This is a genomic window from Paenibacillus sp. ov031 (assembly GCF_900143165.1).
GTDB classification, from domain to species: Bacteria; Bacillota; Bacilli; order Paenibacillales; family Paenibacillaceae; genus Paenibacillus; species Paenibacillus marchantiae.
Map to the genome: position 1 here is coordinate 447,119 of NZ_FRDO01000002.1, position 18,536 is coordinate 465,654.

The window sequence follows — 18,536 nt, forward strand, 5'->3', positions numbered from 1 at the left end:
CAATAATAGGTATTTTCAGTCCTTTCATTTAGTTTGCATTATAGAGAAGAAATACATTCATATAGTCGTTCTAAATACATGTTCTCAGGAGATATACGAAGTCCGAGACGATGAGCAAAAACCCTCACACATCCCTATTGGATCGGGATATGTAAGGGTCCAAGGTTTAAATTAGCCAATAACTCATGTGTGGTGCTCAGATCTATCCTTTTACCGATCCGGCAGCAATACCTTCAAACAATTCGATTGCTCAAGACGAGGAAAGCGATCAGGATCGGCAGGATGCTAATCATCAGTGTCGCACCAATCACTCCCCAATTTATTTCACTGAACCTTGTGTTACACCATTGATAATCCATTTCTGTGCAAACAAGTAAATGATGATCATCGGCAGCAACGCCAGCAGGTACGATGCAAACGCCAGGTTGAAGTCAGTATTGAATTGACCCTGGAACACATATTGTACCAGTGGAAGCGTGTATTGTGCCGGATCACTAATAATAATGAGTGGCAGCAGAAAGTCATTATAGGTAGACAGACAAGTTAGAATACCAACCGTAGCACTGATCGGTGCCATCAATGGGAAAATGATTTTCCAGAATGTGCCCCAGGTTGTTGCTCCATCTACGAAGGCTGCTTCCTCCAGCGCTACTGGAATGGACCGAATGTAACCTACATACACAAATACGTTAAAGGCGAGACCATACACCGTATGCAGCAGGATAAGACCCAGAAGATTGGTCATTTCCAGTGATGCAGTCAGCTTAACAATCGGCAGCATGATGATTGGAAACGGAATAAACATCGCGCTGACGAAGTAATAATACAGCCCTTTGAAAAATTTCCGCTTCTCCATATTCCGGGCAATCGCGTAAGCAACCATAGAGTTACTGAGCAAGGTCAGAATGACTGTTGACGCAGTAACAATGGCACTGTTACGGAACGATTGGAAGAAGTTTGTCATGTCTATTGCACTTGCAAAGTTCTCCCAGTGAAGCGTTGTCGGAATAGCAAAGACCGATTGGGCCATTTGCTCCGGATTTTTCAATGCGATTGTAACCGTCATATATAAAGGGAACAGAATGAACAAGGTACCCAGAATAATTAACAACATAACGGGCCAGTTGGTACGTAAACGGCTTCTCATTACAGATCCGTCTCCCTTCTTTGCAGGAACCGGATTTGCAGAATCGAAATCACCGCAATAACGATGAAATAGATAACCGAGTTCGCAGATTGATATGCATATTCGCCGCCTTCAAATCCACCCGTGTAGATCAGATGGGAGATGGACTGTGTTGCCCGTCCCGGTCCACCATTCGTCAAGGCCACGATCTGGTCAAAGACCATCAGTGAGTTTTTCATCGCCAGCACCATATTAATTGTGAAGAACGGGGCAATAAGCGGAAACGTAATGCTCCAGAATTCACGCCATTTTCCAGCGCCGTCCAGATTTGATGCTTCATACAATGTCGTAGGGATGGTTTGCAATCCCGCCAAATACAGAATCGTATTCAACGCGACTGATTGCCACACCGCTACAATTACGATCCCAATCCATGCCAGACTTTCGCTGCCCAGAATGTTGGTGGATAGGGCGTTGATGCCCAGGTTTTGTCCCCAGATCGGGAATACGTTGGAGAACAGGTAGTTAAATATGTAACCTACAATCAATACACTCAGGATATTCGGCAAGAAGTAGATGCCACGGAAAAAGTTACGGAACTTGATCTTGGCATTCAGCCCGAGTGCAATGAGCAGGCTTAGAATATTCGTAAGGATCGTTACAACGATCGCAAACTTGAAGGTAAACCAGTAGGCGTTGCCTACATTGTCATCTTGAAACAAATTGAAATAGTTTTTGAATCCAACAAAATCATAACCTTTACCGAATCCGTTGTAGTTCGTAAATGAATAATAGATCCCCTGGAGGGCCGGCAGCGTCATAAATACAAAGAACAGTATTACCGCCGGAACCGTCATCCAGTAATAAGGCGCGATGCGCTTGTTCATACTCCATCCTCCTTCGGACAAGGCGTTATCGCCGATTCGCTACCTTGTCCCATTCTTTGTCGAGTGTATCCAGATAGTTGTCGATGTTCTTGTTTTGCAAAAAGGACTGTACGATGGAATTCAGCTGCACCGCAGCCGGAATATAGTGATCGGCGAAGTCGATAACCTTGCCCTGCTCAATGTAAGGTGTCAGTTCCTGTACAGCAGGATCATCTTGTTTTACACCTTCCACCGCAGAGAACAGCGTCTGTTCCTTAATGTACTTGCCTATATTTTCAGGCTCCAGCAGAAACGCGATGAACTGCTCGGCCTGCTCCTTGTTTGGTGTATTCGCTGAAATGGTAAACAGAGAGTCGATTCCGTTCACCAACTTGATCTGGCTCGGATCGTTGCCTGTCGGGAATGGGAAGAAACCAATGTCCACATTCGGGTTGGCTTTGCGAATCTCGGAGATCGCCCAGGTACCCTGGATGTACATATAAGCTTCACCATTGGCAAAGGCACGGTTACCATCCGAATACGCTTTACCGAAGTTGTCGCCGTGACCGTAATTCATCAGCTCCAACTGCTTCTCCGCAACCTCACGGTATTTCTCCTTGAAGGTCACTTTGTTCTCGCGACGCTCCAGGTAGAAATCAATACCAACCAAGTTAGGTCCGAGTGCATTGAACGGCAGATTCGTCTGCCAATCATCCTTGTATGTGAAGTAAAACGGAATTTTACCCGCATCCTTAATTTTTTTGGCTGTAGCAATCAGCTCGTCCCAGGTCTTGGGTACGTTCAGACCCATTTCTTTAAACAAGGTTTTGTTGTACATGATGCCGTTTGCATTTGTTGCGTAAGGAACACCTGTCACTTCATCCATGCCCGTGACATCCTTCAGCATCTTTATGTAGTTGGGATCGATCGTTTTTAACAGTGGACTGTCTGTCAGATCGGCGAAAATATCACTCTGTGCAAGAATGGAATAGGTATCGGTTGCCCCCATTGCCATAATGTCTGGCACATCGTTCTTCACCACACGTGTCTTCAGCACCGTCTCCGCGTCAGGTGGATTCACCTGAGTGACCTGAATATCGGGGTGTTCGGCGTTGAATGTTTTGATTAATTCGTCAAAGGTTCCTTTGGCTTCGGGTTTGTTTTGAAAAAATTCAACCTGCACTTTGCCATTGGCATTATTCCCGCTTGTGCAGGAAGACAGAAGTACAGCCGTTATTCCACAAAGCAGCATTAACCCGAGTGCCTTGGTAAGCGATGTTCTCATGTTGTACCTCCCTCAGCTTATATACGTAAAGATTTACCCATTAAATTAGTGAAGTAACCACGTGGTTAATCCTTCCACCGTTTTATACTTAGAGCGTTGACTATAATGTGTCCTATTATTCCTAAAACGGTTTCGGTAAAAATGAATCAGTCCCACTGACCGCGAGTCCGCTCGTCGACATAACAAAAAAGGACATCGGAAATATCCAATGTCCCTCATGTATCCAGTTACGCTGCTTACATCACAGCTGTTGTTAACTCATTATCAACGCTCTATTTTCGGCAAAGCATTACGTAAACGCTTGGCTCGGTAACTCTGAAATGCACGGATTAACATGCCGATGACCAGCATAACCACACCAACATTTATTGCTACATCCGCCAAATTGAGAATACCACGTCCCGACGGAAATACGAGAAAATCCGTTACACGTGCGTAGATAAAACGATCAATTGCATTACCCAAAGCACCACCGACCATGAAACCGGCACCTGCCTGCATCCAGAAACCGCGAATCTCACCTTTTCTCCGATAATACATCATACCCGCCACGAACAGAATGGCGACCACACCGAACAGACGCGCATTCCCTTGAAACAGGCTGCCTGCCATTCCACTATTCTCATAATGCTGCAATTGCATTCCCGAGTCGCCAAGCCTCATCGTGTCCCCAACTTCCATATACATCCTCACCGCCATCTTGGTTCCCTGATCAACCAAGGTAACCAGCAGTGCTACAAAATAAAATAACATTGTGCCACTCCTCCTGCCGGACGCTCAAAAGTTAAACTAAAGGGTCTCCGCTGTAACATTTCCTTCACTTTAACACACCCGAAGCGTTGTCACCAACTGGACAGAGAACGCGCATTGTACACACTCATAGGAATGGAATGGGCAAAAAAAATCCGTACCTGGAATAGGCACGGATGATAAATACTTTTATTGGAGTTAAAACCACAATTTTATTGAATAGCAGAGAGCACATCCAGCAGCATGGATTTGAATTTCGGACGGTCAATGGCCTCGCAGACACGTACATTCGGCTCTTTACCGAAACGTCCGTTGATATCCACAACGCTATATCCGCGCGTTAACTCTCCTGCTGCTTCTACATCCACATAATACTGACCGGATTTGGTCATGAGCGACTCATCTGCGGCAACAGCCATCAGCAACGTGTCCGGGTGAGTGGTGCCATTCAGTTTATGTACCGATTTGTTGAACTGCATAACCACTTTGTTGATGGCTGTGAAGAAATCGGCACCAGATGTACCCAGTGCTGCAATTTCAGCGTGATCATCATCATCCATAACAGAATACTGAGTACACATTTCCCAGCCAACCATGGTCGTCGGAATGCCTGCGTGCAATACAATTTTGGCTGCTTCCGGATCTACATAGAAGTTATACTCCGCGGCTGGTGTGATATTACCCAGTGCATTATTCGTTCCACCCATGATGTAGAGGTGAGCAATCTCCGGAATAATGGTTGGGTCCTTCTGGATTGCCATCGCAATGTTGGTCAGAGGTGCAATGGCCAGAAGCGAGATTTCGCCCGGATGTGCGTGTACCTTTTCAATGATAAAATCAACCGCATGCCCTGCCTCTGGACGCTGGTCCGCCTTCGGGAAATGGGCTCCGCCCATGCCGTCATCACCATGTACGTCTTCCACCGTGCGGTGCTGGGCCTTGCCATAGGCCATCAATGGGCGTTCGCACCCTTTGTACACAGGCACCTTGCCGCCATGTCCCGCAACCTGTACCGTGTACAGGGCATTTTCAACCTCCTGGTCAAACTGTACGTTCCCACCTGTAATCGTAATGCCCTCCACCTGGAAATGGTGCAGTGCCGTCAGGATCGCAATCGTATCGTCTCCTGCTGTATCTGTATCGATGATGACTTTTCTCATGATGCCGCGCTCCTTCTTCGTTGAATTGATATTCATTCCAAATAAACACTAGGGTTTATTTTACATCAAAAACGTACCGATGACGATGGAAACGCCGATGATAATGGAACGCAGCAGCTGTGCTACCGCCATATTGCCTCGTGCGATTTCGTCACAGACCCGCATCTTGGGGGTAAGGAAGTCAAATATAATATAGACCAGACACAAAATAATGATTCCAAGCGCCGACCAGAGCAGCATATCCAGCCATGAATGCGTAGAAAAGGACACCATGCCCACAATGATACACAGGCCCAGCAATTTGCTGCCCATATACATGCCTGCCGCCTCATTGCCTTTCGCGATTTCCTCGCTATCGTTATACCGGGTCAATTGGCTAAAAGCGAAATACCCACATACCAATACTACCAGCAGAATGCCTACACCTACCGCTACATTCAGCAGGTTCAATCCCAAATTGTCCATTCCTTCTCCTCCTCGTCATCCATCCGTTCATTGACCACAGCCGCACAATAATAGGCCATATCTCCGGTTACCTTCTCCCCGATCCGGGGCAGCACACCGGCAAAACGTCCACCGATGACAAACACTCCTGTAAGCAAATAACCGCTGTATTCGCCATCTTCTGTCTGAATCACGGCCTGTTCCATCGGTACCAGCTGCTGATATATTTTAGGCTGATTATTATAATAGGCTGCGATCTCATCTTCTTCTTGCAGTTCGGCTATTGTGTTGGAGTTCGTAGGGGCGTGCAGCTGATGAGAAGCAGCCGTTTGGCCCGCATGATGATCCGATCCCTCACCCAGCAACGATGTGCCTCGACCTTCGCGGCCCCAATAGCTTTTAGCCACATAAGGCATTGCGCTCCATTCGAAAGGTTCAGCTTCGAAATAAGTAGGTAGCAGATAACGCGAAATCGCCGCTAACTCTGCATCGTTAAACAGCCGAAACCCGCAATATTCCATGGTTTGTTCGTTGCGTTCATAGAGTGACCAGATCGCCGCCATGAAACCCTTGCTCTGCATCAGCACATGCTGTGCAGGATTCATCAGACCCAGGCGGTTATCCTGAACCAATTCAAGCAGTGCTGCGCCGATGTCCACGCCGGTCGTTTCATCTCGATCATCGATTAGATATTCCAGGGGATAGAGCCGGTACAACAGGTTAATCTCGCGTCCATGATGGTAGAGCGCCTCCCCTGGAATAATCTCCAACTCCTCCAGTGGAGCGTAAAACGTTTCATACCCCGCCTTCTGGCACAGCTTCATCAGATACTCCGTATTGGTCCGATCCTCCACATGCTCTCCAAATGAAGTAAAGGTCACCGGGCCCAGCAAACCCTGCTGTGCGTAAGCATCCAGCCAGCGGCGAAAGCATTCCCGGATACATTCATCCATTCCTTTGGACGGAGCATGGAGCGATATTTTTTCAACCATCCCCACCAAAATACCTTCCAATGCAGCTGCTTCAGGTATGCCGGTTGGGGTATCCGTGTTATTTTCGATACATTTAGGTCCGGCTTCCCCAATAATCCAGTCCTGCCGAGTAATCCCGCCTGTCACCATCTCCATACGAGCCGCCGGAATAAGGCCGGGATGAATGCCCAGCTGCTGCTCCAGGAAAGAGTCGGGCATGTATTGCTGAATAAAACGCATCACCTTGCAATAAATCCCGTCTACAGCCTCAACTGCTGCACGCAATTCCTGCATCTCTGCAGGGGAATAAACCGTCAATGCAGGCACACAATATTGCTTGCCATACATCCGATGGTAGGGAACTTGCTGCCCTGCTTCACCCCTGAATACTTCTTCATGACTGAATGGCAGTTGGTATATATTCCTCATCAGGTTCTAACCTCCCGAACTGCGGAAGAAGCTGCCAAAGCCGCTCGATTTTGAACTGGATTTGCTGTAGGAGCTGCTGTCCTTGTTGCTCCGATAGGACGATCCGCCACCGTAATAATAGTGCCCACTGCTGGAGTCATATTCACATCCGGTATCGTATTCCGGGTCACACTCATCGCTATTGCTGCTACAACCGGATAATACGGCTGGAACCGCAAGCATTAGCGAGAAGGCAACCAGCTTGGCGCGTGATCCAGGTTTGGGTTTGGGATTTTCGTCCATTACAAATCTACCTCCTTCATAAAAAACAACACTTTCTTGCGATCCGCATCCAACACGGAATACACAAATTCATAGGTCGTACCGCCCCGGACCATGTAATGGTCCAGCAGTTGCTCGGCAAGTTCCATCGTGTACGAGGAGGATTCTGCCAAGTCCAATTCCTGAAATGCACACCCATTCCACAGCATGTATTCCGCACTGTACATGGAGGACATTTTACACATTGCCAGTGCAGCGTCCGCAATCGCTGTACCGTATTCCGCAGGTTTTTGATTGTCATACTCGGTCACGTAAACTGCATGCTCCCGACGATCCTCGGATTCATTGGATAGATGCGCCCAGAGCTTATTTTTCATCAGGGTAGCATCGACCAGCTTGCGCATGAAAAGCTCATCGCGAGTACCCGATACCTGCTCCAGTACGCCCGTCTCCACCTGCCGGTCATCCGACCAGTTCCGATAAGTCAATAAATAATAAATAACGATAACCTGCCTTTCTGTGAGCTCTAAGAGGAGCCGTTTCAATACACACAAACGTATTAAACGCATGAGAAGGAAAAAAGTTACACTATTCCCGATGACATGTAAAAAAGCATTTTGCATAAATCCCAAGAGTGGTTTTCAATCAGCAAGATATAGATCGAAATGAATCTATTCGTCTAGATCTTTTGCACGCGAACAATAAGAATCGAATTATGCAAAATGCTAGTAAAGATAACATTGTGGCGACACACAATTTTACCAGCTAATTACCTCGGATATCATCCCGTTATAAAGCTAACTTTGAAAATCAAAAAGGCCAGAGATCTCCCTCCGGCCTTCTTTCCTTCTTCATCTATTTCAAGATAAGCTCCATAATCTGACCAGTCTCACAGCTCTGCCCACTGGGCCAACATATCATTGTATTCACCAGACAATTGCTCACGTTCGTTCCACATTTGCTCCAGCTCGTTTGGATTATCCTGCACGGATTCAAGCTGACGATCCATCTCCTGGATTTGCCCTTCAAGGTGAGCCAGTCGCTGCTCCAATTGTTCAGCGGACAGCTTTTTAGAAGTGGACGTTGTATCAGGCGTTCTACCCGACTCCGTCTCCAGTTTCGGTTTTGAACTTCCACGTGATGGAGTGGCTACAACTGCTACATGCTGATTTGCCGCAGCTGCGCGGGCTTGCAGATCAAGCTTCTTCTCGCGATAGGCTTCATAGTCTCCAAGATAAGTGGTCATCCGCCCATTCTCCAGTTCCCACACGCGGGAAGCGAGTCGATTGACGAAGTAACGGTCATGCGAGATGGCAAGCACCGTTCCTTCGAAATCAACGAGCGACTCTTCGAGCGCTTCCCTTGAAGCGATATCCAGATGGTTGGTCGGTTCATCCAGCAAAAGCACATTCGGCTTCCGCTGAACCAGCAGAGCCAGCCTTAGCCTCGTCCATTCCCCACCAGATAACTGTCCTACCGAGCGAAATACATCTGCTCCATAGAATAGATATCGGGCCAAAATGCCGCGTGCTTCTCCTTCTTCCACGCCCGCTTCCAGACGGAAGTACTCCAACACATTCAGCTTCGGATTGGAAGGCTCCTCCTGCTGGGCCAGATAGCCAACATCTACACGTGCACCCCACTCCAGGTTGCCTGCACTGGGTTGTTCCTCGCCCAGCAACAGCTTGAACAACGTTGTTTTGCCTGAACCATTGCGTCCAATAAGGGCAATTTTGTCGCCATATTCGAGCAATCCTGATACACCGCGCAGAATTGGACGTTCTCCATAAGCCTTTTCGACCTGTTCCATAACGGCCACTCGTTTTCCCGTACGGTCTGTAGGGCGTACATCGAAGTCGGCGTTACGCCGCTCCAGTACCGGGCGTTTCACCTGTTCCATCCGTTCGATTGCTTTACGCATCGAAGCTGCACGCCGGAAGAACTTTTCATTACCCCCGACTCGGCCCCATTCTTCCAGTTGGCGGATCGTTTCTTTCATTTTTTTGATCACCTTCTGCTGCTCTTTGAACTCCTCGAATTGCTGCATCAGTCGTTGTTCCTTCACTTTCATATATTCCGTATAACCACCAGCTGACGTCTGCGCTTCTCCATCCTCCAGTTCTAACGTCCGGGATGCTACACGGTCCAAAAAGTAGCGATCATGTGAGATCAGAATTATCGTACCTGTGTAGTCACGCAAAAATCCTTCCAGCCATTCCACCCGCTCCAGATCAAGGTGGTTGGTCGGCTCATCCAGCAATAACAGATCAGGCCTTACAATTAGCTGTGAAGCCAGCACAACCCGGGTCTGTTCACCACCAGACAACGAACCAAAACGCCATCCGTAATGCTCCTTCGCAATATCCAGACCGTCCGCCACCTGATCGATCCGGGCATCCATTTCATATCCACCCTCGCGCTCGAACTGATCCTGCAAGGCCGCGTACCGCTTCAACAGTCGCTCCAATTGGTTCGGATCGGATGCACAGTCCGGATCGGACATCTGCTGCTCCATATCCTTCATTTCACTCCGGCACGCCATAAGCTCCCTGAATCCAAGACTCAGCACATCTAGCACCGTGTAATTATCCATTCCCTCCGGCACCTGAGCCACGTAACCGATACGTGTATCCTTCTTGATCATCAATTGTCCTTCATCCGGCTGGTTCAGTCGTGCCATCAGACGCATCAATGTCGTTTTACCGCTGCCGTTGCGGCCGATCAGGGCGACCTTGTCGCCCTCCATAATTTCAAACGTAATGCCGTCCAGCACCAGATGTGCTCCGTGGTATTGAGTCAGTTGTTGCGCGCTAATAATCATCATAATAAGGTTCCTCCTATGGATTGGAAGATCCTGACCGCAACACAAAAAGAGCCGCAGGAGGTTAGCTCCGCGGCCCTTCAGAATTCAAGCAATATCGCTTATCGTCCGAATGAGGTCAAGGCAGGCATCTTCTCGCAAATGTTAATTTCCGTATATTCAAAATTGGACAGACTTCTCCCGTTGGTCAGAAAAGTATGAACAATGCCAGCCATAGCAATCGGCAGCTGGCTAATACGGTTGTTAAGCATCTCGTGATTCACCTGTCTTCACCTCCCTTGTCATAATTAATGTCAATATATCACAGACGAATGCATTCCTGCAACCGCCCTATCGTCCAATTCACTCTTACTGTACAGCAGCTAACCCTCCGATTAATTCCGTCTCCGACGCCGAAACACTACATCCGTAATCGCCACCGTAATTAGTGTCAACATTCCCGCTGCACCCAGCGATGCACCAAGCAAGGCATAACCGATACCGTTCCACCCGCCAATCTCAATGCTAATCATGATCACAACGGCTCCGCCGAGCAAGGCCACACATGGCAGTATATATTGAACACCGGTCATTCGACGTCCCTGCAACCGATAGATAAGCCATTCGATCAGCAGCTGCACAGCCCACATGCCAAGCGTCCACAGGATGAGTACTTCCATAAGGTTCTCCTCCTTCTTGCTGAATGGTTAGAGCCTTCGCTACAGACCTCTCATTACTTCAACCAGTTGGCAAAGAACTCCCGGTATCCCTCTTTCATGATCGTGCGCGAAAAAGCACCAAAGGCATACTCACGGTTGTCTTCCGACACACTGCGCGGTGCAGCAGCAGCCATGTTCACCAGTTCAAACCAGTTATCCTCATTGCCTGCAAAGGCATGCGTTGATCGAATGTGACCATAGCAGGCATGCTCCGGCTTCACAACCATTTTGCCCATCGCCATGGCTTCAGTCAGCGGCATCGCAAACGTATCAAAGGCCGAACAGCTCCAATACACCTTGGACGAGTTCATCAGGGTAAATACTTCATCCTGTGTCAGCGCAAATTGCAATTTTACATTGTCCGGAATGTTGTATTTCTTCATGCTTTCCTCATAGCGGCGACCGCCGAATACCATGTATACTTCCTTGTCCGGGTTCTGCCGGGCGTATTCCAGCACCAGATCCGGGCGACGATTTGCTTCATCCCGACCAATCCAGAGCACACGATTATGCACAACCTGACTCGGGTCGTAGTGGCGGTTTGCGAGCTCTTCGTTGAAGCCGATCGGGATGACGTTCACGTCATGTACACCGAAATTCCGGCCCAGTTCTGTTTTCAAAAACTCCGTCTGCACAATTGCTTTATCCACCATCGTATAAAATGGCTTCATCATCTCATACCCCGTCAGCGCCGGGTCGGGAAAACTGTGTGGGAACAACACACTCTTCGGTAAAAACATCTTCAAAAACGTAAACCCGGATACGGTGTAGATGACATGCTCTATATTTTGGCTATATATCTGGTCTAATACGATATCATAGTTCACCAGGTCGCCTTTCTCATGCTCATAACCCGGTAACCAGTCATACCCGCTGACATGGCGCTCCGGCGAAATGAACACAATCTCCACGCCCAGCTCCAGCCCGATCTGCTTCAACCGATCCGCAAATACGCGCGGGCCTTGTGCCTCCGTGAATTGAATTTTACGCATTACGAGTCCTACTTTACGCATGTTCTGCACCCCTCATTTCTATTCCCTACAACACTGCTTCATGCACTGTTTCAGCGTCATTGCCGTCTCGTGCCACTGGTTCCGCAGCTGTTCCTCAGGCCATACACAGTCTGCGCTTCTCAGATCCCCATCAATCAGACGCAGCATCCAGAGCGAGAATACAATGGCATACGCACTGTACCACCTTTTATAAGAAACTCGATCAACCTGAACGCTATGGCGCTCCAGCCCGTCCAGATAAACATCGATAATCCGCTCCCGCAGCTCAGGCGTAACGGTTCTCGGGAACAGCGGATGCGATAGATCCACCAGATGATACAAGTCCCAAAGAGCCGTATTCAGGTGCGCATGCTCCCAATCGATAATTACCAGCCTGCCATTCACATCCGCCATGTTGCCGGGATGGAGATCTCCGTGACACAAGACACGAGGTAACTCCTCCTCTGCCGTATGGATTAGCGCGGCGATGTTGTGCCAATCCGATGGTGACAGCGTGATCTCCAGTTTGGATAACAAATCAGCGGTGGATTCCTTTTGCTCAAGCAGATCATCCAGCATGTCCCGAATTGGCGGTTTCTGACCGACCCGGGGCAGCTCACCCCAATCTGCAACAGATAACGTGTGCCACTCCGCCATATGTACAGCAGCAGCCAGCATCGTCTCTTCCCGCGAATCATGCACCAGTTCGCCCAGATCCTCATAGATGATCCAGCTCTGTTTTGCGTTAATTTCACGGTCTGATGCAGCAATCAGCGCTGGATAGATAGGGGGCAATACAGACAGCACATGCCTCGACATCCATTGCTCGCGCCCATATTGCTCAGGATTAGTTAGCGGTTTGAAAATATAACTTTCCCCTGTATGAACAGTGAAACGCTCCACATACTTGCCATTCATGCCTCTGTAGAGCTGTTCCCTGCTTGTTATATATTGTTCATTCAACGTCCCTTCTGGAGTCACCCAGCGATGCGCCTGCACGTCTTCATTCACGCCATTCACCTTCCATTTCGTCCCCAGGCTTGGAGCTGGTGCTATTCATGTTTGCCTTTGCAGCCCTACTTCTGTCCACGCTCCGTGCCCGTCTATCCGTTAGTATTTCTATCCATCATACGTTGCCGTTCATAAGCCTGCAAGCTTTGAGCAAAAGCACTTTTCCTAGCGTTAAATAAGAGTTTCTGAAATGGCAGTTGCAATTTAGTTAGTAATCACTTACTATACAATCATGAAGAACAAACCTCATGTTGACAGCAAAAAGAAAGACATCCTACAAGCGGCGATGCGCTTGTTTGCAACCAAAGGCGTTGACGGCATTTCCGTCAAAGAGATCGGTGACGCCGCCGGAGTAACGGATGCGGCGATCTACAAACATTTTAAAAACAAAGATGCCGTTGCCCTTGAGGCCTTCACCCAATATTGCGCGGACTATACCGCCCTCATTGACGGGTATGTTCGCCAGGAGGGCCCGGTGCTGGAACGCTTCCAGCAACTGATTACCGAAGTTCTCCACCTGCATGATGAAGATCCCTACGGACTGCTGTTAATTTCACAAAATCACGAGATTTTCATTGAAGCTGGAAGCAGTGAAGATTACCGCCAGCCGCTGGATGCGTTGATTGATCTAATCGATCAGGGGATTATGCGAGGTGAACTGCCCGCTCAGGATTCTCGGCTAACTGCCGTTTTGGTCATTGGTGCCATTACACGCATGGCCGTATCTAGTATGCAGGGTGAACTGCCGGAGCTGCTTGTTCCATACACCGGGGAGACCGTTCACCGTCTTGTGTCGATGTTGGGCCAGGGGGCAAATGATATGGGGCAGAAGCGGGCGGAATAGCTTTGCGAAGATCGTTCCGGTCTGTCGGCGATCAAGAGATGCATCTGATCGCACAGTGCTCCTGTGTAAAAACATTCTTTTAAATTAGAAGCGCCGGCTTCAACTGACTTTCAGGAGGTTCCTGAATATTTACCAGGTCATTCGTGACCTTTTCTTTTTGCACATGATGTTAGTGTTCATTAACTAAAATAGTCAGGACGTGTCATCATTATGAAGAAAATATTAATTATTCAAGGCAACCCCGTCTCCCCAAGTTACAATGGCGCAATCGCCGAAGCTTATCGTAAAGGCGCTGTGCAGGCAGGTGCCGAGGTTCGCATGATCACCCTGAACGAACTAGAGTTCAACATGAATTTAGAGGGAGGCTATCGTAATAAACTGCCGCTCGAACCGGACTTGCTGGAAGCCCAAGAGGCCATTAAGTGGGCAGAGCATCTCGTATGGGTGTTTCCGATTTGGTGGGGAGGACCACCAGCTTTGTTCAAAGGATTCATCGACCGCATCTTCATGCCAGGCTATGCCTTCAAGTATCACAAAGGTAAACTTTTCCCGGATCAACTGCTCAAAGGTCGCTCCGCACGCATGATCACCACCATGGATGGTCCGAACTGGTACTACAAATGGTTCCAGGGTGAACCTGCACACAAAATGATGAAGATCTCCACCTTTGCTCTGACAGGCATCAAACCTGTGCGCATAACACCTGTAGATCTGGTCGGCAAACAGTCCGAGGAACAGAGAAAGAAATGGCTGGAGAAAATTGAGCAGCTTGGACAGAAATTGGGGTAAAAAAACAACTCGTTCTTGAAGGGATTTTCATATAATGTTATCACTAAATTAAACGATATATTCTTCTAACAATTTATATTCGAGACTATTTACATTTAATAGAAAGAAATTAAACTTAACCAAAAAAGATACTGCGTGCATAAGCACAGCAGTATCTTTGTCCATATATAAACGCTATTCAAGTAGATGGGATAACTCAACTCCAAGACAGACTAAGCTTCCAATGCAATGCCTTCATAGAACCGACGAATGACCTTCTCGGCTGGTTTACCATAAACTCCGTATCCATCATCACTCAAGGCATCTTGCTCCTGATGCAGATGGGCGCTCCAGTCCCACAGACCAAAGCCGCGTACCCACTCCCGCTTACTTGCATGACGGAACATGGCTTTATAGAACTGCTCCTGCTCTTCCGCATTCACTTCACCTTTCAATCCCCAGTCGTTCGGCACCTGTGCCGATCCACTGCGGCTAGGGCAGCCCGCTTCTGCGAAGAAAAAGGGTTTACCATAAGGTGCAATGGCCTGTTCAATCCGATCCAATTGCGCTTCCCAATCTCCGATGGGATAGTACCCACTGGACGAGATGACGTCCACGGCATCCCACCAATTCACATGCCCTTCCTGATACTTGTCGGTGTTGTAGGATACTAGCCCCGAATACACTTCACGCACTCCCGCGATGACCTCGCGCCATTCCTCGCTCCGACGCTCAGACTGCACCATCTCACAACCCACAATAAACATCTCGCATTTCTCACGCTCTGCAATGGCCGCATAATGCTTCTGATACACGGTATAACTGTGGAACCAGTCCTGCCATTTTGGCTCACACGGCACATCGATATCAAAGAAGTTAATGTGTGCACGCCATGTGCCATCGGTGCAATTGACGGTTGGTTTCAGAATGACCCGCAGTCCCAGTGTGCGGGCATAACGTATCATATCCACCAATTCATCGTCTTCCACCATATGTTCACCCTCATATTTGACCTCTACAGCCTGCGGACGATCCTGATGTGCCGCCAGTGCAATAATAACATGCGAACTACCAGTGCGTTCAGCCATCAGACGCAAGGATTCTTTCGCTTCCGGCTTGCGGAAGTCTCCCCTACCACTCATCCAGCCAAATGTAAATCCCTTGATGTATTCCATATGCATTATTCCGCAATGCCCCTTTTTCAATTAATGTAAAATGAATGACCGAATGTATAACACGTCCCACTACGATTGCAGTACCATCAGCTTTATTTAAAATTGTTTCACTTCAATTATAATTTGCCTTCCTCACGGTCTCCGGCAATGACTTCGTCGGTCTCGATAACGTAGTTCACAATCTCTTCGACAGTGGTATAAGCCACTCCAACGTATGTGTCGGCTGCACCATAATAGATGGCAATCCGTCCTGTCTCTGCATCATGCAATGTGGCGCATGGGAAGACGACATTGTCCACAAAGCCTTGCTCCTCATACCATTTTTCCGGGGTCAGTACGAAGTTGGAGGAACGATATTTCACTTTGGATGGCTCATCCAGATCCAGAATGACCGCACCCATACTATAAACAAAACCATTGCACGTTCCGGTTACGCCGTGGTAGAACATCAGCCAGCCTTCGGACGTTTCAATCGGTGCCGGACCGCCGCCAATTTTGACCGATTGCCACCAGCCCTGACCACCTTTGCTCATGACATGACGGTGCTTGCCCCAGTACACGAGATCCGGACTTTCGCTCAGAAAAATGTCCCCGAATGGCGTATGTCCGCTGTCGCTTGGTCTAGACAACATCACATAGTTATCATTGATTTTGCGTGGAAACAACACGCCATTGCGGTTAAACGGCAGCATCGGATTCTCAAGACGCACAAACGTTTTGAAATCTTCCGTCTTAGCCAACCCCAGCGCTGCACCGTAAAAATCGGTACACCAGATGATGTAATACGTATCTTCCACTTTCACCAGACGTGGGTCGTATGCATAGTTCGGCATGAAGGAATCGCCGTTCTCGTCCACAAAAGTAATTCGTTGTTCTTCAATATTCCACTTCAGGCCATCCTCACTAGATCCCATGTGCAGGTGTGGACGTCCATTAATGGTTTCTGCGCGGAATACTCCGATGAATTTCCCCTCATAAGGAATCACCGCACTGTTGAAAATACGGGCAACTCCCTTGACCGGGTTACGCGGCACAATCGGGTTGGCGGAGTGTCTCCATACAGGACCTTCCGTTCCCTCCGGTTTATCCTCCCAAGGCATATTCGGCAATGCATCCCCAACAATGTGTACGTTTTTCGTATCAACAACTGTCATCGTTTCATTTCTCCCTTCGTTTTTATTTAACGGAGCCTTGTGCGAAGCCGTTGTAGATGTACTTCTGTAGCAGTAGGAAGATGATCATCGTTGGAATGATGGCGATCATGATACCTGCGCTGATGACCTCCCACTGTGATCCGAACGGTCCCTTGAATTTGAAAAGAGCCGTGGATATGACCTGTAAGTCTGTCTTGGGCATGTACAGGAATGGTGTGTAAAAGTCATTGTAGATGTTGACACCCTTCACGATAATGACCGTTACAATCGCTGGTTTCAGAAGTGGCAGAATGATTCTCCAATAGATCGTGAAGTAGGAAGCGCCGTCCAGCATGGCGGATTCATCCAATGCATTCGAGATGGAACCCAGGAATTGCAGGAAGATATATACCGCGATGATATCTGTACCAAGGTACATCACAATGGCTGCCCATCTGGTATTGAACAGGTCGAGCGCGTTGATGATCTGGAATGTGGCGACCTGCGTCGTCACACTCGGAATGAGGGTAGCGAGCAGAAACGCGGCGACCATAATTTTCTTGCCTTTGAATTTGAAACGATCCAGCACATACGCGATCATGGAACCCGTTAAAGTGGCACCCACGATGGAGATGATCAGGATGATAATCGTATTTTTGAAACCGACCAGCATGTTGCCGTCCACAAAAGCCTTGGTATAGTTCGCAAAGTTCAGCCAGTTGGCTGGTGGGGCCAGCGGACTGCTGGTCGCATATTCTGCATTGGTTTTGAGCGATGCAAACAGCACCACAACGATGGGTACAAGCGCAATGAACGCTGCGAGAATGAGTGAAGCATATTTAAATATGCTCGCAAGGGTATATTTGAATGGTTGCACGTTCATTCCTCCCCTTTCATGGTGACACGCTGAACCAGCGTAACAAGAATGACAATAAACAACAGCACAACAGCCATTGCCGATGCCAAGCCCAGCTTGCCGTATTTAAATGCCAAGTGAACGGTCTGAATCACAAATGTCTCACTGCCATTGGAACCGTCTGTCATAATGTATGGAATATCGAACGCACTGATTGCGCCGCTAATCGCCAAAATCAGGTTGAGCTGCAGGATACGCGTAATGCTCGGCAGGATGATATGGCGGAACTGCTGCCAGCGATTGGCCCCGTCAATATCTGACGCTTCATAGACATCCTTTTGAATGGAAGAGATCGCACCCAGGAAGATAATGAAGTTAAAGCCCATGTATCTCCATACTGATGCTCCTGCGAGCGACACGTTAATAATATTCGGATTCCCAAGCCAGAGCTGGGTGTATTGTCCAAGCCCTACGGCCTGCATGAGTGTATCGAGGGTACCATCCGGTTTGAAGAAAAAGAGGAAGATAAATCCGATGGCTACGCCATTCAGCAGATAGGGGAAGAACAATATGCCTTTGAAAAAGTTTTTGCCGCGGATTTTGAAGCTTAGAATCGTTGCAAAGTAGAGGGCCAGACCCATTTGTACGAAGGTAGCCACAAAATAATACAAACTGACAATAAACACTTTAAAATACTCAGGGTCACTGAATATCCGCGAGTAGTTCTCAAACCCCACATAGTCGAACCTTTTGCTATATCCGTTCCAATCGGTGAAGCTGTATTTGAACATATTAATGACAGGCAAATAAGCAAACGTGAACAGCAGTGCCAGCGGAATGATCGAGAAGGCACAGATGATAAATATGCGTTGCGCTGAATAGCCCCAATTCGAAATCTTCAAGTATTTCATGCTCTCCACACCTCCAAGCGGTTCTGCCGCTTTTA

The 18,536-nt window shown here is 48.2% G+C and carries 20 protein-coding genes and 1 pseudogene; 2 read left to right on the forward strand and 19 right to left on the reverse strand.

Going from position 1 to position 18,536, the window contains the following annotated elements; genetic code table 11:
* Positions 1–202: 202 nt before the first annotated feature.
* From BUA17_RS31615 to BUA17_RS12230, 15 genes and pseudogenes are all read right to left on the reverse strand, one after another.
* A pseudogene (locus tag BUA17_RS31615) lies at positions 203–320 on the reverse strand (carbohydrate ABC transporter permease); the annotation flags it as partial.
* Positions 320–1,147: a carbohydrate ABC transporter permease gene (locus BUA17_RS12170; protein ID WP_053782648.1), complete on the reverse strand. Its 828-nt coding sequence runs from the start codon at positions 1,145–1,147 to the stop codon at positions 320–322. The gene BUA17_RS12170 and the pseudogene BUA17_RS31615, both read right to left, overlap by 1 nt.
* Positions 1,147–2,013 (reverse strand): carbohydrate ABC transporter permease, encoded by an 867-nt coding sequence (locus BUA17_RS12175; protein WP_063567591.1) that lies wholly within the window; start codon positions 2,011–2,013, stop codon positions 1,147–1,149. The genes BUA17_RS12170 and BUA17_RS12175 overlap by 1 nt, the downstream gene beginning before the upstream one ends.
* A 25-nt stretch (positions 2,014–2,038) precedes the next feature.
* On the reverse strand, positions 2,039–3,244 hold the full coding sequence (locus BUA17_RS12180; RefSeq protein WP_139295659.1) for an ABC transporter substrate-binding protein: 1,206 nt from the start codon (positions 3,242–3,244) through the stop codon (positions 2,039–2,041).
* 297 nt (positions 3,245–3,541) lie between these two features.
* Complete coding sequence (gene lspA, locus BUA17_RS12185; protein ID WP_063567589.1) at positions 3,542–4,030, reverse strand: signal peptidase II; 489 nt, start codon at positions 4,028–4,030, stop codon at positions 3,542–3,544.
* Between the two features lie 209 nt (positions 4,031–4,239).
* Entirely contained in the window at positions 4,240–5,187 is a 948-nt protein-coding gene (locus tag BUA17_RS12190; protein WP_063567588.1) for a nucleoside hydrolase, read from the reverse strand.
* Positions 5,188–5,247: 60 nt separating this feature from the next.
* Positions 5,248–5,652, reverse strand: a complete 405-nt coding sequence (locus tag BUA17_RS12195) for a DUF350 domain-containing protein (protein ID WP_072733770.1) — start codon at positions 5,650–5,652, stop codon at positions 5,248–5,250.
* Positions 5,634–7,031 carry a glutathionylspermidine synthase family protein gene (locus BUA17_RS12200; protein ID WP_072733771.1) on the reverse strand — a complete coding sequence of 466 codons (1,398 nt, stop codon included), beginning with the start codon at positions 7,029–7,031 and terminating at the stop codon, positions 5,634–5,636. Before BUA17_RS12200 ends, BUA17_RS12195 begins: the two co-directional genes overlap by 19 nt.
* Before the next feature lie 6 nt (positions 7,032–7,037).
* A complete protein-coding gene (locus tag BUA17_RS12205; RefSeq protein ID WP_063567585.1) occupies positions 7,038–7,313 on the reverse strand; it encodes a hypothetical protein in 276 nt (91 codons plus the stop codon).
* Positions 7,313–7,747 (reverse strand): hypothetical protein, encoded by a 435-nt coding sequence (locus BUA17_RS30615; RefSeq protein WP_244552131.1) that lies wholly within the window; start codon positions 7,745–7,747, stop codon positions 7,313–7,315. The genes BUA17_RS12205 and BUA17_RS30615 overlap by 1 nt, the downstream gene beginning before the upstream one ends.
* 434 nt (positions 7,748–8,181) lie before the next feature.
* Entirely contained in the window at positions 8,182–10,116 is a 1,935-nt protein-coding gene (abc-f, locus tag BUA17_RS12215) for a ribosomal protection-like ABC-F family protein (RefSeq protein WP_072733772.1), read from the reverse strand.
* Between the two features lie 98 nt (positions 10,117–10,214).
* Positions 10,215–10,376, reverse strand: a complete 162-nt coding sequence (locus BUA17_RS31180; RefSeq protein WP_162842465.1) for a hypothetical protein — start codon at positions 10,374–10,376, stop codon at positions 10,215–10,217.
* A gap of 111 nt (positions 10,377–10,487) precedes the next feature.
* A complete protein-coding gene (locus tag BUA17_RS12220) occupies positions 10,488–10,772 on the reverse strand; it encodes a hypothetical protein (protein WP_063567583.1) in 285 nt (94 codons plus the stop codon).
* Positions 10,773–10,825: 53 nt separating this feature from the next.
* Positions 10,826–11,824, reverse strand: a complete 999-nt coding sequence (locus BUA17_RS12225) for a glycosyltransferase (RefSeq protein WP_072733773.1) — start codon at positions 11,822–11,824, stop codon at positions 10,826–10,828.
* 18 nt (positions 11,825–11,842) lie between these two features.
* Positions 11,843–12,823: a phosphotransferase family protein gene (locus BUA17_RS12230; RefSeq protein ID WP_083584684.1), complete on the reverse strand. Its 981-nt coding sequence runs from the start codon at positions 12,821–12,823 to the stop codon at positions 11,843–11,845.
* Positions 12,824–13,046: 223 nt separating this feature from the next.
* Here BUA17_RS12230 and BUA17_RS12235 point away from each other — a divergent pair, with 223 nt between their 5' ends.
* Positions 13,047–13,658 (forward strand): TetR/AcrR family transcriptional regulator, encoded by a 612-nt coding sequence (locus tag BUA17_RS12235; protein WP_072733774.1) that lies wholly within the window; start codon positions 13,047–13,049, stop codon positions 13,656–13,658.
* 207 nt (positions 13,659–13,865) lie between these two features.
* Positions 13,866–14,447, forward strand: a complete 582-nt coding sequence (locus BUA17_RS12240) for an NAD(P)H-dependent oxidoreductase (protein WP_083584685.1) — start codon at positions 13,866–13,868, stop codon at positions 14,445–14,447.
* A 212-nt stretch (positions 14,448–14,659) separates the two neighbouring features.
* Here the strand turns inward: BUA17_RS12240 and BUA17_RS12245 are convergent, their stop codons facing one another.
* The 4 genes from BUA17_RS12245 to BUA17_RS12260 all read right to left on the reverse strand — a co-directional run bounded on the left by BUA17_RS12245 (position 14,660) and on the right by BUA17_RS12260 (position 18,501).
* Complete coding sequence (locus BUA17_RS12245) at positions 14,660–15,601, reverse strand: glycoside hydrolase family 113 (protein WP_072733954.1); 942 nt, start codon at positions 15,599–15,601, stop codon at positions 14,660–14,662.
* 116 nt (positions 15,602–15,717) lie between these two features.
* The gene (locus BUA17_RS12250) at positions 15,718–16,755 is read right to left on the reverse strand and encodes a glycoside hydrolase family 130 protein (protein WP_072733776.1); all 1,038 of its coding nucleotides are present in this window, start codon (positions 16,753–16,755) and stop codon (positions 15,718–15,720) included.
* 22 nt (positions 16,756–16,777) lie between these two features.
* Positions 16,778–17,611, reverse strand: a complete 834-nt coding sequence (locus BUA17_RS12255; RefSeq protein ID WP_244552132.1) for a carbohydrate ABC transporter permease — start codon at positions 17,609–17,611, stop codon at positions 16,778–16,780.
* Between the two features lie 2 nt (positions 17,612–17,613).
* Positions 17,614–18,501, reverse strand: a complete 888-nt coding sequence (locus tag BUA17_RS12260; protein WP_072733955.1) for a carbohydrate ABC transporter permease — start codon at positions 18,499–18,501, stop codon at positions 17,614–17,616.
* Positions 18,502–18,536 lie beyond the last annotated feature (35 nt).

What these genes read in the sequence shown, in the direction of transcription:
- BUA17_RS12220 (WP_063567583.1), bottom strand. Translation starts at nt 10,772, where the DNA reads ATGGAAGTACTCATCCTGTGGACGCTTGGCATGTGGGCTGTGCAGCTG.
- BUA17_RS12190 (WP_063567588.1), bottom strand. Translation starts at nt 5,187, where the DNA reads ATGAGAAAAGTCATCATCGATACAGATACAGCAGGAGACGATACGATT.
- BUA17_RS12180 (WP_139295659.1), bottom strand. Translation starts at nt 3,244, where the DNA reads ATGCTGCTTTGTGGAATAACGGCTGTACTTCTGTCTTCCTGCACAAGC.
- lspA (WP_063567589.1), bottom strand. Translation starts at nt 4,030, where the DNA reads ATGTTATTTTATTTTGTAGCACTGCTGGTTACCTTGGTTGATCAGGGA.
- BUA17_RS12200 (WP_072733771.1), bottom strand. Translation starts at nt 7,031, where the DNA reads ATGAGGAATATATACCAACTGCCATTCAGTCATGAAGAAGTATTCAGG.
- BUA17_RS12170 (WP_053782648.1), bottom strand. Translation starts at nt 1,147, where the DNA reads ATGAGAAGCCGTTTACGTACCAACTGGCCCGTTATGTTGTTAATTATT.
- BUA17_RS12260 (WP_072733955.1), bottom strand. Translation starts at nt 18,501, where the DNA reads ATGAAATACTTGAAGATTTCGAATTGGGGCTATTCAGCGCAACGCATA.
- BUA17_RS12250 (WP_072733776.1), bottom strand. Translation starts at nt 16,755, where the DNA reads ATGACAGTTGTTGATACGAAAAACGTACACATTGTTGGGGATGCATTG.
- BUA17_RS12235 (WP_072733774.1), top strand. Translation starts at nt 13,047, where the DNA reads ATGAAGAACAAACCTCATGTTGACAGCAAAAAGAAAGACATCCTACAA.
- BUA17_RS12225 (WP_072733773.1), bottom strand. Translation starts at nt 11,824, where the DNA reads ATGCGTAAAGTAGGACTCGTAATGCGTAAAATTCAATTCACGGAGGCA.
- BUA17_RS12175 (WP_063567591.1), bottom strand. Translation starts at nt 2,013, where the DNA reads ATGAACAAGCGCATCGCGCCTTATTACTGGATGACGGTTCCGGCGGTA.
- BUA17_RS12195 (WP_072733770.1), bottom strand. Translation starts at nt 5,652, where the DNA reads ATGGACAATTTGGGATTGAACCTGCTGAATGTAGCGGTAGGTGTAGGC.
- abc-f (WP_072733772.1), bottom strand. Translation starts at nt 10,116, where the DNA reads ATGATGATTATTAGCGCGCAACAACTGACTCAATACCACGGAGCACAT.
- BUA17_RS12205 (WP_063567585.1), bottom strand. Translation starts at nt 7,313, where the DNA reads ATGGACGAAAATCCCAAACCCAAACCTGGATCACGCGCCAAGCTGGTT.
- BUA17_RS12245 (WP_072733954.1), bottom strand. Translation starts at nt 15,601, where the DNA reads ATGGAATACATCAAGGGATTTACATTTGGCTGGATGAGTGGTAGGGGA.